The sequence below is a fragment of the Leptothrix sp. (in: b-proteobacteria) genome, assembly GCF_965250675.1.
Taxonomy (GTDB): Bacteria; Pseudomonadota; Gammaproteobacteria; order Burkholderiales; family Burkholderiaceae_C; genus Sphaerotilus.
On record NZ_CBDFPH010000001.1, the window covers coordinates 1 to 12,654 of the forward strand.

The 12,654-nt window shown below is 69.5% G+C and carries 10 protein-coding genes; 2 read left to right on the forward strand and 8 right to left on the reverse strand.

The features are described 5' to 3' along the window. Window positions 1–539, forward strand: a 539-nt coding sequence (selD, locus tag AC5IG3_RS00005) for a selenide, water dikinase SelD (RefSeq protein ID WP_491896775.1), incomplete at its 5' end; no start/stop codon positions are given. An 83-nt stretch (window positions 540–622) separates the two neighbouring features. Further along, entirely contained in the window at window positions 623–1,717 is a 1,095-nt protein-coding gene (locus AC5IG3_RS00010; protein ID WP_491896776.1) for a GGDEF domain-containing protein, read from the forward strand. 4 nt (window positions 1,718–1,721) lie between these two features. On the opposite strand, the gene AC5IG3_RS00015 is transcribed toward AC5IG3_RS00010, so the two are convergent. The 8 genes from AC5IG3_RS00015 to gabT form a co-directional block, all read right to left on the reverse strand. Beyond that, complete coding sequence (locus AC5IG3_RS00015) at window positions 1,722–4,262, reverse strand: EAL domain-containing protein (RefSeq protein WP_491896777.1); 2,541 nt, start codon at window positions 4,260–4,262, stop codon at window positions 1,722–1,724. 111 nt (window positions 4,263–4,373) lie between these two features. Beyond that, complete coding sequence (locus tag AC5IG3_RS00020) at window positions 4,374–5,852, reverse strand: NAD-dependent succinate-semialdehyde dehydrogenase (RefSeq protein WP_491896778.1); 1,479 nt, start codon at window positions 5,850–5,852, stop codon at window positions 4,374–4,376. Between the two features lie 33 nt (window positions 5,853–5,885). After that, a complete protein-coding gene (gene speB, locus AC5IG3_RS00025) occupies window positions 5,886–6,854 on the reverse strand; it encodes an agmatinase (protein ID WP_491896779.1) in 969 nt (322 codons plus the stop codon). 19 nt (window positions 6,855–6,873) lie between these two features. After that, the gene (locus AC5IG3_RS00030) at window positions 6,874–7,683 is read right to left on the reverse strand and encodes an ABC transporter permease (protein ID WP_491905009.1); all 810 of its coding nucleotides are present in this window, start codon (window positions 7,681–7,683) and stop codon (window positions 6,874–6,876) included. 24 nt (window positions 7,684–7,707) lie between these two features. Then, entirely contained in the window at window positions 7,708–8,964 is a 1,257-nt protein-coding gene (locus AC5IG3_RS00035; RefSeq protein WP_491896780.1) for an ABC transporter permease, read from the reverse strand. Window positions 8,965–9,015: 51 nt separating this feature from the next. After that, window positions 9,016–10,041, reverse strand: a complete 1,026-nt coding sequence (locus AC5IG3_RS00040; protein ID WP_491896781.1) for an ABC transporter substrate-binding protein — start codon at window positions 10,039–10,041, stop codon at window positions 9,016–9,018. A gap of 62 nt (window positions 10,042–10,103) precedes the next feature. Next, window positions 10,104–11,174, reverse strand: a complete 1,071-nt coding sequence (locus tag AC5IG3_RS00045) for an ABC transporter ATP-binding protein (RefSeq protein WP_491905010.1) — start codon at window positions 11,172–11,174, stop codon at window positions 10,104–10,106. Between the two features lie 122 nt (window positions 11,175–11,296). Next, window positions 11,297–12,610, reverse strand: a complete 1,314-nt coding sequence (gabT, locus tag AC5IG3_RS00050) for a 4-aminobutyrate--2-oxoglutarate transaminase (protein WP_491896782.1) — start codon at window positions 12,608–12,610, stop codon at window positions 11,297–11,299. Between the last annotated feature and the right edge of the window lie 44 nt (window positions 12,611–12,654).

Consider the following 12,654-nt stretch of genomic DNA (forward strand, 5'->3'; position numbering starts at 1 on the left):
TGCTGGTGCTGGGCAAGCCGGTGGGCGTGGGCGTGATGTCGGCGGCGCTCAAGAAAGAGCAGCTCGGCGAGGCCGGCTACGCGCAGATGATCGCCAACACCACCCAGCTCAACACCCCCGGCCCGGACCTGGCCGCGCTGCCGGGCGTGCATGCCTTGACCGATGTCACCGGCTTCGGCCTGGCCGGCCATGCGCTGGAGCTGGCGCGCGGTGCCGGCTGCCAGGTGCGCATCGACTGGGCCGACGTGCCGCTGCTGACCGGCGTGCGCGAGCTGGCGCTGCAGGGCTACATCACCGGCGCGTCGGGCCGCAACTGGGCGGGCTATGGCGCTGACATCGCGCTGCCGGCCGGCTTTGCCGAGGTCGACCGCGCGCTGCTGACCGATCCGCAGACCAGCGGCGGCCTGCTGGTGTCGTGCACGCCGGACGCGGTCGACGCGGTGCTGGCGGTCTTCCGCGCGCATGGCTTTGCGGCGGCGGCGCCCATCGGTGCCGTCGTGGAAAGCGTGCCGGGCGCAGCGCGGCTGCGCGTGGCGTGACGGCTTGCCGCTGCGGCGGCATTCGGGGCGCCTGAGGCTGCTGCCGGGATCAACCCGGCGCGGTTTCTGCCGATAGGAGCAGGATGAACCGCCTTGTCTCCCGTCGACCCCCCGAGATGCCCCCGGACGCCACCGCTGCCGCCTGGGACCCGCGCCGGGAGATCGCGAACCTGTCCAAGGCGTTGCTGCGCACCACCGCCGAGGTGATCCACACCGAGCTGGAGGCCGGCGCCGTGGTGCGCCGCTATTGCGTGGCGCTGACCGAGGCCTCCGCGCACCTGCCGCTGGCTTGGAGCTGGTTCGGCCCGAGCGATACCGCCGCGATCCACCCGCAGGTCTATGCCGGCCGCGCTTCGGCCTGGGGCGAGCAGCTGGTGATCGAGCGCAACTGGCTCACGGCCAAGGGCCCGTCCTTCGGTGCGCTGGCCGGGCGTCGCAGCGCACCGTTCACCATCTCGCGGCTGGCGCCGTGGGGGCCGTGGCGGGTGGCGGCGCGCGAGCACGGCATCCGCAGCGTGCTGTGCCTGCCGCTGCGCGCGGTGGGCGACCAGCAGAGCGGCGTGTTCGTGGTCTACGCCGACCGCAGCGACTATTTCGACGCGGCGATGGTGGAGTTCTTCGAGTCCATCAGCGACATGTTCGGCGCCATCCTGGCGCGTGCCAGCACCAACCGCGCCCTGCGGCTGGCGGTCATGACCGACGCGCTCACCGGCCTGGGCAACCGCCATGCGCTGGAGGCGCTCACGCGCGAGATCGGCCGCTATCAGCCGCAACACCAGCCGCCCACCGTGGTCGCGCTGATCGACCTGGACCACTTCAAGGCTGTCAACGACACCCACGGCCACGAGGCTGGCGACCGCGTGCTGAAGAACGCCGCTGCCGCGCTGCGCGAGGCCGTGCGCCTGAGCGACGAGGTGCTGCGCTTCGGCGGCGAGGAGTTTCTGCTCTGCCTGCGCGGCACGTCGCTGGAGCGCGGCGTGGCGATCGCCCAGTCGGCCTGCGACGCGATGCGCCGGGTGCCGCACCGGCTCAGCGACGGCCAGATCCTGCAGGTGACGTGCTCGATTGGCGTGGCGCAACTCGCGGTCGATGAATCGCTCACCGAAGCCATCCAGCGCGCCGACGTGGCGCTCTACGCCGCCAAGCAGGCGGGCCGCGACCGGGTCTGCGTGGCCTGAGGCGTCAGGCAGTTGCGCCGACCGGGCGGTGCGCGTCGGTCAGAAACTCGCGCACGGCGTCCCGGCCCATCGGCCGGGCGAGGTGGAAGCCCTGCATGGCGCCGCAGCCCAGCTCGCTCAGGATCTGCAGCTGCCCCGCGGTCTCGATGCCTTCGGCGGTGCACTTCAGGCCCAGCACACCGGCCAGGTCGATCACCGCGCGCACCAGCGCCACCGGCGTGTGGTTGTCGGCGAACTGCAGCGGCAGCACGAAGGCGCGGTCGATCTTGAGCCGGTCGAAGCGGAAGCGCTGCAGATAGGCCAGCGACGAGAAGCCGGTGCCGAAGTCATCCAGCGCCAGCCCCACACCCAGCGCCCGCAGGGCGTCCAGCGCGCCGGCGGCCGAGGCCTCCCGGGCCAGCGCGGATTCGGTCACTTCCAGTTCGAGCCGATGTGCGGGCAGGCCGCTCTGCGCCAGCGCGGCGCTCACCTCGTCGATGAGGGTGTGGCTGTGCAGCTGTCGCACCGACAGGTTGACCGCCACCTTCAGCGGCTGCGGCCAGCGCATGGCGTCGTGGCAGGCCTGGTGCAGCACCCAGGCGCCGATGGGCACGATCAGGCCGGTGTCTTCGGCCACGTCGACAAAGGTCTGCGGCGGCACCCGGCCCAGGCGCGGGTGGTTCCAGCGCAGCAGCGCTTCGACCGAGACCGGCTGCCGGCCATCGGCGCCGAACACCGGCTGGTAGTCCAGGCTCAGTTCGCCGTACTCCAGCGCAGTGGCCAGTTCCTGCGTGATCTGCGCGCGCAGCTGGGCCCGCTGGCCGATTTCCTCGTCATGGAGCTTGAGCGCATCGCGGCCGCCGGCCTTGGCCACATACAGGGCCTGGTCGGCTTCCTTGAGCAGCTGGCCTAGGGGAATGTGGCGGCCTTTCAGCTCGGCCAGCCCCAGCGACACGGTGACGCGCACGCCGTGGCCGTCGGTCGGGTGGTCATCGTGCCGCAGGGGTTCGCAGGGCGTGTCGGCGACGGCGCGGCGCAGCCGGTGCGCCAGCGCCATGGCGCGCTCGGTGTCGGCGTCCACCAGCACGACGGCGAATTCCTCGCCGCCGATGCGGCCCACGATGTCGCCCTCGCGCAGCGTCTGCTGCAGCCGCTGCGACACGCGCTGCAGCACCACGTCGCCGACGCCGTGGCCGAGCGTGTCGTTGAGCGCCTTGAAGTGGTCGAGGTCGATCATCAGCAGCGCCAGCGGCTGCTGCTCGCGCAGGGCACGGGCAATCGCCTGTTCAGCCCGTTCGACGAAGTGGCGCCGGTTGGTCAGCCCGGTCAGGAAGTCGGTGCGCGCCAGGTGCTGGGCCTCTCGCCGGTGCGTGCGCTCCAGATCGAGCGCCTGCTCGGACAGCGCCAGCGCCAGCGAGCTTTGTTCCGCGGTGCGGTGCACCGCCTTCAGGCGCGCATGCACCACGGCCACCAGCAGGCTGCTGTTGGTGATGCTGTAGACGATCAGGAACATGGCCGACACAAAAAGGCTGTCCGGCACCGGCAGCAAGCCGACGTGGCTGACCACGATCAGCGTCGTCAGCAGCATCAGCACCACGTGCGCGTGGCGCATGAAGCGCAGGCTGGGCGTGCCTTCTTGCCGCGCCGAGAACGCCACCGCCGTGAAGTAGACGCGCGACACCACGATCAGCAGCGCGTTCGACTGCAGCGCGAGTTGGGCCTGGCCCAAGGCCAGGCAGAGCAGCTGCAGCGGAAACGCCAGCAGCAGCAGATCGAAGCCGCGCATCAGCCACGGCGCCGGCTCGTAGCGCCCGAGCAGGCTGCGCGTGAACAGTACGCTGGTGAACTGCGAAGCGCAGATCAGGACCGAGCTGAGGGTGTCGGCCCACTGCGGCGCGCTGGCCGGCACCAGCAGCGCGATGTAGCCCATGATCGTGATGCTGTAGAGGATGAAGGCCGCCTGGTTGAGCGCCAGCAGGCCGACCAGCGGCTCGCGCTCCATGGCGTAGTGATGCAGCGCCCACACCAGCGCCCACAGCATCACGCCCAGAAAGACGTCCCACACCAGGCTCAGGTGTAACTCCAGGCGCTGGACCTCGTGCGGCTCCAGTGCCACCACATGCAGCCGCGACAGGCCGCTGGTCTGCAGGCGCAGGTAGTAGGTCGCCTGTGGCGCGTGGATGTCGACCACGAAACTCAGCACGGTGGCGGCACGGTCGCGCTCGGCGTAGGGATAGCGGTCGCCGGTGACCCGGGTCTGCCAGCCGTCCGGGCCGGCTTCATAGAGCTGCACCTCGTCGAGGTTGGTCGGGTAGATGCGCAGCACCACCTCGTTGCCCCTGACGGGCGCCCGCACCTGCAGGCGTAGCCAGTGGGCCGATTCGGTGTAGCCCTTGACCAGCGAGACGCCGATGGGCTGGAACTCGCGCCCGACCACGTCGCTGATGGACAAGTCGTGCGTCGCGTCCTCCAGCACCGCGCGGGAGATGACCAGATCCTCGGCTGCCGCTGACGGCACAAAAAAAAGGCCCCAGAGCAGGGCCACGACGCCGAGGAGGTAGTGCATGAAACAGCGAAGGTCTGACGCGTGAGGATCAGTCATCTTAAGGATTTATCAGCTTCGGCCCTCCTGAGCTGATAAAACTTTGTATGCGCTTCGCCTCAGAACGTCACTTCATCACTTCAAAACGTCCGCAATGCACAGGTACTTGATTTCCAGGTAGTCGCTGATGCCGTGGTGCGAGCCCTCGCGTCCCAGGCCCGACTGCTTGACGCCGCCGAACGGCACCTCGGCGGTCGAGATCAGGCCGGTGTTGATGCCGACCATGCCGTACTCCAGCGCCTCGCCGACGCGGAAGATGCGGCCGATGTCGCGGCTGTAGAAGTAGCTGGCCAGGCCGAACTCGGTGTCGTTGGCCAGCGCGACGGCCTCGGCCTCGGTCTCGAAGCGGAACACCGGCGCCACCGGGCCGAAGGTTTCCTCGCGCGCGCACAGCATGTCGGGCGTGGCGTGGGCCAGCACGGTGGGGGCGTAGAAGCGCTCGCCGACGCGCTCGCCGCCGGTCAGCACGGTGGCGCCCTTGGCGACGGCATCGGCCACATGGCGCTCGACCTTGGCCAGCGCGGCGCCGTCGATCATCGGCCCCTGGCTGACGCCGGCCTCGAAGCCGTTGCCCAGCTGGATCGCACCGGCCTTGGCCGCCAGCTTGGCGACGAAGGCGTCGTACACGCCCGCCTGCACGTAGAAGCGGTTGGCGCAGACGCAGGTCTGGCCGGCGTTGCGGTACTTGCTGGCCAGCGCACCTTCGACGGCGCTGTCCAGATCGGCGTCATCGAACACGATGAAGGGCGCGTTGCCGCCGAGTTCCAGGCTGATTTTCTTGATGGTCGGCGCGCACTGCGCCGCCAGGATGCGGCCCACTTCGGTCGATCCAGTGAAGGACAGGTGCCGCACCACGTCGCTGGCGCACAGCACCTGGCCGACCGCGATCGACTGCTCGGCGTCGGCCGTGAGGATGTTGAGCACGCCCGGCGGCATGCCGGCACGCTGCGCCAGTTCGGCCACGGCCAGGGCCGAGAGCGGCGTCTGCTCGGCCGGCTTGATCACCACCGGGCAGCCGGCGGCCAGCGCGGGGGCGACCTTGCGCGTGATCATCGCGATCGGAAAGTTCCACGGCGTGATGGCCGCACACACGCCGATGGGCTGCTGGATGACGAGGTAGCGCTTGTTGTTGTCGGTGGTCGGAATCGTTTCGCCGTAGACGCGCCGCGCTTCCTCGGCAAACCACTCGATGAAGCTGGCGCCGTAGATGACTTCGCCGCGCGCCTCGGCCAGCGGCTTGCCCTGCTCGGCGGTCATGATGCGGGCGAGGTCGTCGGCGTGCTGGTGCAGCAGGTGGAACCAGCGCATCAGGATGGCGCCGCGCTCGCGGGCGGTCTTGGCGCGCCAGGCCGGCCAGGCGCGGTTCGCGGCGGCCAGCGCAGTGGTGGCCTCGGCCGCGCCCAGGTTGGCAACATCGGCCAGATGCCCGCCGGTGGCCGGATCGTGGACGGCGAATCGGCTTGGGCCGTCGACCCAGGCGCCGTCGATCAGGCTCTGGGTCTTCAGGAGGCTGGGGTCGGCCAGGGCGGCCAGCGGAGAGATCGGGGAGTTCATGGGTGTCTTTCGGTGAATTCGAGGGGCGGGGGCTCAGCGCTGACGCACACCCGGCAGCACGCAGAGCATTTCGTAGAGCAGGTTGGCGCCGAGCAGCGCGGTGTTGCCCGACGGATCGTAAGGCGGCGACACCTCGACCAGATCGCCGCCGATCACGTTCAGCCCGCGGCAGCCGCGGATGATCTCCAGCCCCTGCGGCACGGTCAGCCCGCCGATCTCGGGCGTGCCGGTGCCGGCGGCGAAGGATGGGTCGAGCCCGTCGATGTCGAAGCTGATGTAGGTCGGGTGGTGCGGGCCGATGCGCTCGCGCACCCGCGCCATCAGCGGCGCCAGCGACTGGTACCAGACCTCGTGCGCCGGCACGACGGTGAAGCCCTGCGCGCGCGGCCAGTCGAAGTCGTCGGCCGCGTAGCCGGTGCCGCGCAGGCCGATCTGGAACACCTTGTCGCCGGCGAGCAGGCCTTCCTCGACCGCACGGCGGAACGGCGTGCCGTGGGCGATGGGCTCGCCGAACATGTGCTCGTTGACGTCGGCGTGCGCGTCGACGTGCACCAGCGCCACTGGGCCGTGCTGGCGCGCCAGCGCGCGCAGGATCGGCAGCGCGATGGTGTGGTCGCCGCCCATCGTCAGCGGCTTGCAGCCGGCGGCCAGCACGGCGGCGTAGAAGTCGGTGATCACGCCCATCGACTTGTCGATCGAATAGGTGTTGATCGCCACGTCGCCCAGGTCGGCCACCTGCAGCGTGTCGAAGGGCGCCGCGCCGGTGGCCATGTTGTAGGGCCGCAGCAGCGACGATTCGGCGCGGATCTGGCGCGGCCCGAAGCGCGCGCCGGCGCGGTGGCTGGTGCCGATGTCGAAGGGCACGCCGATGAAGGCCGCGTCCAGCCCGGCCGGTGAGGTGGCCAGCGGCAGCCGCATCATGGTGGCGATGCCGCCGAAGCGCGGCATCGCGTTGCCGGACAGGGGTTGGTTGCGCTCGGTCATGTCGTTCGTGCCGCTCATGTCGTGACTGCGCCGGTTTTCAGCGCCGCCGCCCGCGCAACCACTCCAGCACCAGCAGCAGGCTGGTGGTGAAGGCAATCAGCAGCGTGGCGACGGCAGCGATGGTGGGCGAGATGTTCTCGCGGATGCCGTTGAACATCTGGCGCGGCAGCGTCAGCTGCTCGGGGCCGGCCAGGAAGAGCGCGACCACCACCTCGTCGAACGAGGTGGCAAACGCGAACAGCGCACCCGAGATCACGCCCGGCGCGATCACCGGCAGCGTGATGCGGAAGAAGGTGCGCAGCGGGCTCTCGCCCAGGCTCAGGCTGGCGCGCACCAGGTTGTGGTTGAAGCCCTGCAGCGTGGCCAGCACGGTGGTCAGCACGAAGGGCGCGCCAAGCGCGGCGTGCACGATGATCAGCGCCAGGTAGCTGTCGGCCAGCCCCAGCGGCGCAAAGAACAGGTAGGTGCCGACGCCGACCACCACGATCGGCACCACCATCGGCGCGATCAGCAGGCTCATCAGCAGGCCCTTGCCGGTGAAGTTGGCGCGTGACAGGCCCACCGCCGCCATCGTGCCCAGCGTGGTGGCGATCAGCGTGGCCGCCGGCGCGACGATGAAGCTGTTCTTCGCCGCGCGGCCCCACTCGGCCGACTCGAACAGGTTGGCGTACCACTTGAGCGACCAGCCCGGAATCGGGTAGACCAGGAAGGAGCTGCTGCTGAACGACAGCGGAATGATCACCAGGATCGGCAACAGCAGAAAGCCCAGCACGCCGATGCACAGCAGGCGCAAGGCCCACCAGCCGGCCTTGTCGAGCGGCGTGGCGTAGGCCGGAAACTGCGGCATCAGTTTGGCGATAGAGATCACGGTTCAGCCCAGGCTCAGTTCAGACTTGGTGACACGGCGGTAGACGGCGTACAGCACCAGCGTGGCGGTGAGCAGCAGCGCGCCCAGCGCGCAGGCCATGCCCCAGTTGACGGTGACGTTGGTGTACTGGGCGATGTAGTAGCTCAGCATCTGGTCGTCGGCGCCGCCCAGCAGCGCGGGCGTGACGTAGTAGCCGATGCTCAGGATGAACACCAGCAGCGCGCCCGCACCGATGCCGGCGTAGGTCTGCGGCACATAGACGCGGAAGAACGCCGCCAGCGGCGAACTGCCCAGCGACACCGCCGCGCGCAGGTAGGTCGGCGGCACGCTCTTCATGACGCTGTAGAGCGGCAGGATCATGAAGGGCAACAGGATGTGCACCATCGCGATCACCACGCCGGTGCGGTTGAACAGCAGCGCCAGCGGCTGTTGCAGCACGCCCAGGCCGATCAGCGCGTGGTTGACCAGCCCCTCGGACTGCAGCAGCACGATCCACGCGGCCACGCGCACCAGGATCGAGGTCCAGAACGGCACCAGTACCAGGATCATCAGCACATTGGCCTGGCGGGCGCTCAGGGTGCTGAGCCAGTAGGCCAGCGGGTAGCCCAGCAGCAGCGCAAACAGCGTGACGACCGCGCTGATCTCGAAGGTGCGCAGCAGGATGCGGCCGAACACGCGCTGCTCGGGCTCGATGCGCTCCAGCGCGCCTTGCGGGCTGCGGCGCAGGTCGACGGCGGTCAGCAGGTAGTCGGGTGTCCAGCGCGCGCCGTTCTTGGCGATGGCGTGCCAGTACTTGACGTCGCCCCAGCGCTCATCAATGGCGAGCAGGCGGGCCTGCGCATCAGCGGGCGCGGTGCCGGCCTCCAGCGGCATCGCCTTGTAGGTGGTCATGACCAGCGAGCGTGCGCCGGGTGCCTCGCTGTTGAGGCGGCGGGCCAGCGCGCCGGCGTCGGCGCTCTCGGGCAGCGCGGCCAGGTCCTGGGCGATGGCCGCAAAGGCGGGCGCAGCGGGCAGGCCGTCGCGCGACCAGTCCTGCAGCGCCACGACGGTGCGCGGCAGGGCGTTGGCGACTTCGGGGTTCTCGACCGCGCGTTTGAGCAGCGCGCCGATCGGCAGCAGAAAGGTCAGCAGCAGGAACAGCAGCAGCGGCAGTGTCAGCGCAAAGGCCCGCCACTGGCGCTGGCGCTCCGCGCGGGCGAGTTGCTGGCGCAGGCCGGGCAAGGGCACCGGAACAGGCGAGGGCAGGGTGGCGGAATTCATGGGTGCTCAGGGCTCCCCCGGTGAAGGGGGAGCGGGTTCACATCAGTGCATTCAGTTCGTCGCCCAGGCGGCGAAGCGCTTTTCCAGGTCCTCGCCCTGGTCGGCCCAGAACTTCAGGTTGAACTGCAGCGAATCCTTCGCGTTGGCCGGTGAGGTCGGCAGGTTGTCCAGCACCTTGGCGTCCAACTTGGCCAGCGCCTTGTTGTTGGTCGGGCCGTAGGCGATGTTCTGCGCGTAGACGGCCTGCGCTTCGGGCGTGCTGGCGAAGGCGATGAACTTCATCGCGGCGTCCTTGTTGGGCGTGCCCTTGGGGATGACCCAGTAGTCGAGGTCATAGATGCCACCGGTCCAGCCGATCTTGAGGTTCTTGCCCTCGCGGTTGGCCGCGTCGATGCGGCCGTTGTAGACGGTGGTCATCGCCACGTCGCCCGCGACCAGGAACTGCGGCGGCTGCGCGCCGGCTTCCCACCACTGGATGCTGGGCTTGAGTTCGGTGAGCTTCTTGAAGGCGCGCTCGGCACCTTCCTTGGTGGCGAGCACCTTGTAGACGTCGGCGGTCTTGACGCCGTCGGCCATCAGCGCGAATTCGAGGTTGTAGCGCGCGCCCTTGCGCATGCCGCGCTTGCCGGCGAACTTCCTGGTGTCCCAGAAATCGGCCCAGGTCTTGGGGCCGTCCTTGAGCTTGTCGCCGTTGTAGGCCATCACGGTCGACCAGATGAAGACGCCGACGCCGCACTCGGTGACGGCGGCCGGGTTGAAGTCGGCCTTGTTGCCGATCTTGCTGTAGTCGAGCTTCTCGAACAGGCCTTCGTCGCAGCCGCGTGCCACGTCGGGTGACTCGACCTCGACCACGTCCCAGGTGACCTTCCTGGTCTCGACCATGGCCTTGATCTTGGCCTGCTCGCCGTTGTATTCGACCGCGACGACCTTGGTGCCGGTCTTCTCGAAGGGCTCGTAGTACGCCTTCTTCTGCGCGTTGGCGTTGGCGCCACCGAAGTTGACGACGGTGATCTGTTGTGCGAGCGCCGGCAGCGACAGCGCGGCGGCCAGGGCAGAAACCAGGATGCTCTTGTTCATGGGGTCGACTTCTCCGGAGGGGTTGAAAAACAAGGGGGAACGGGTCGGGTGCCGTGCGGGCGTCAGGCGTAGACCCGCGTCAGCGCGGGAGCCAGTTCCAGCCAGACGCTGTCGCCGGGCCGGGGCACGACCGGCGCCGACAGCGGCAGCTTGACGGTGGCCGCCGGCTGGCCGTCGCCGACCTGGCACAGCAGGCGCAGGTGGTCGCCGAAATAGATCACGTTGTGCACCTGCGCCGGCAGCACGTTGGGCCTGTCAGTGACGGGCTGGCGGTGCACGGCGATGCGCTCGGGCCGGATGCAGGCCTGCACCGCCGCGCCCACGGCAGCGCTGTTGACGTTCAGACCCGTCAGGCGATGGCCGCCAGGCAGTTCGACGTCGCAGCTGGCGCCATCGGTGCCACGCAGCGTGCCGCCCAGCATGGTGCTGTCGCCGATGAAGCTGGCCACGAAGCGGTTGCTCGGCGCCTCGTACAGGCGGTCGACCGCGTCGATCTGCTGGATCGCGCCGTCGTTGAAGACCGCGACGCGGTCGCTCATGGTCAGCGCCTCGCTCTGGTCGTGGGTGACGTAGACGAAGGTCACGCCCAACTGGCGGTGCAACTCCTTGAGCTCGATCTGCATGTGCTCGCGCAGCTGCTTGTCGAGCGCGCCGAGCGGCTCGTCCATCAGCACCAGCTGCGGCTGGAACACCAGCGCGCGGGCCAGCGCCACGCGCTGCTGCTGGCCGCCCGAGAGCTGCGCCGGCAGGCGGCCGTCCATGTTCTTGAGCCGCACCATGTCGAGCGCGCGCGCCACGCGCTGGGCGATCTCGTCGCGCGGCGTCTTGCGCACCGTCAGCGGGTAGGCAACGTTCTGCGCCACCGTCAGGTGCGGGAACAGCGCGTAGTTCTGGAACACCATGCCGAAGTTGCGCTTGTGCGGCGGCGTGCCGGTGATCGGCCGGCCGTCGAGCAGGATGTCGCCGGCGGTGGGCGACTCGAACCCCGCCAGCATCATCAGCGTGGTGGTCTTGCCTGAGCCCGACGGCCCCAGCAGCGTCAGGAACTCGCCGCGGCGGATGTCGAGGTCGAGCTGGCGCACCACCAGCTGCACGCCGTCGTAGGTCTTCTGCACGCCGGCAAAGCGCACCAGCGGGGTGGCGGCGGTCGCCGGGTTGGCGGCAGGGGTGGCCGCAGTTTTGGCTGCTGTTGTGGCGAAGGGCACGCTGAGATCGGTCACGGCAATGGAGGGTGCGTCAGGAAAAAGAGCCGGCCTCAGGCCACGGCGGCAAAGCTGTCGGCCAGGATCTGCAGGCCTTCGTCGATGACGGCGTCGGCGGCCGTCAGCGGCACCAGGATGCGCACCACGTTGCCGCTGGTGCCGCAGGACAGCAGGATCAGGCCGCGCTGGGCGGCTTCGGTCACCACGCGCTTGGTCAGGTCAGCGTCCGGTTGATTCACATCGCCGTTCTTGAACAGCTCGATCGCCACCATCGCGCCCAGGCCGCGCACGTCGCCGATGGCCGGGACCTTGGCGGCGATGGCTTTCAGCCCTTCGATCAGGTGCGCGCCCAGCGCCTGGCTGCGCGCCAGCAGCTGTTCCTGCTCGAACACCTTCAGCACCGCCAGCGCGGCGGCGCAGCCCAGCGGGCTGCCGGCGTAGGTGCCGCCCAGGCCGCCGGGGCCGGGCGCGTCCATCACGTCGGCGCGGCCGATCACGGCCGACAGCGGAAAGCCGCCCGCCAGCGACTTGGCGCTGGTGATCAGGTCGGGCGCCACCGGCCACTGCTCGCTGGCGTACCAGGTGCCGGTGCGGCCGGCGCCGGTCTGCACCTCGTCGGCGATCAGCAGGATGCCGTGCTGGTCGGCCAGCGCTTTCAGGCCGGCGATGAACTCGTTGGGCGCGATGTAGAAACCGCCCTCGCCCTGCACCGGCTCGACGATGAAGGCGGCGACGCGGTCGGCCTCGATGTCGTTCTTGAACAGCAGCTCGACCGAGTGCAGTGCGTCGGCCACGCTGACGCCGTGCAGCTCGTTCGGGAACAGCGCGTGGAAGACCTCGCCGGGGAAGGGGCCGAAGCCGGTCTTGTAGGGCGCGACCTTGCCGGTCATGCCGAGCGTCATCAGCGTGCGGCCGTGGTAGCCGCCGTTGAAGGCGATGATGCCGGGACGCCTGGTGTAGGCGCGGGCGATCTTGACGGCGTTCTCGACCGCTTCAGCGCCGCTGGTCAGCAGCAGCGTCTTCTTGGCGAACTGGCCCGGTGCCAGCGCGTTGAGGCGCTCGCACAGTTCGACGTAGGGCTCGTAGGCCACGACCTGGAAGCAGGTGTGGGTGTAGGCGTCGAGCTGGGCCTTGACCGCCGCGATGATCTCGGGGTGGCAGTGGCCGGTGTTGAGCACGGCGATGCCGCCGGCGAAGTCGACGTAGCGCCGGCCCTCGACGTCCCAGATCTCGGCGTTCTCGCCCCGGGCGATGAAGATCTCGTGCGCCTGGCCGACGCCGCGCGCCACGGCCTCGCGGCGGCGGGCCATCAGGCTGGCGTTGCTGGTGGGCGTGGCGTGGGTCATCATTTGCGGCTCGCGGTGCATGTCGTTTCCCGGCAGTGGTTGGCAGCAGTCATTGCCGGCCACTG

Excerpts from the sequence above, each read along its gene's own strand:
- AC5IG3_RS00010 (WP_491896776.1), top strand. The coding sequence starts at position 623 with ATGAACCGCCTTGTCTCCCGTCGACCCCCCGAGATGCCCCCGGACGCC.
- gabT (WP_491896782.1), bottom strand. The coding sequence starts at position 12,610 with ATGCACCGCGAGCCGCAAATGATGACCCACGCCACGCCCACCAGCAAC.
- AC5IG3_RS00020 (WP_491896778.1), bottom strand. The coding sequence starts at position 5,852 with ATGAACTCCCCGATCTCTCCGCTGGCCGCCCTGGCCGACCCCAGCCTC.
- AC5IG3_RS00015 (WP_491896777.1), bottom strand. The coding sequence starts at position 4,262 with ATGCACTACCTCCTCGGCGTCGTGGCCCTGCTCTGGGGCCTTTTTTTT.
- AC5IG3_RS00040 (WP_491896781.1), bottom strand. The coding sequence starts at position 10,041 with ATGAACAAGAGCATCCTGGTTTCTGCCCTGGCCGCCGCGCTGTCGCTG.
- AC5IG3_RS00030 (WP_491905009.1), bottom strand. The coding sequence starts at position 7,683 with ATGCCGCAGTTTCCGGCCTACGCCACGCCGCTCGACAAGGCCGGCTGG.
- speB (WP_491896779.1), bottom strand. The coding sequence starts at position 6,854 with ATGAGCGGCACGAACGACATGACCGAGCGCAACCAACCCCTGTCCGGC.
- AC5IG3_RS00035 (WP_491896780.1), bottom strand. The coding sequence starts at position 8,964 with ATGAATTCCGCCACCCTGCCCTCGCCTGTTCCGGTGCCCTTGCCCGGC.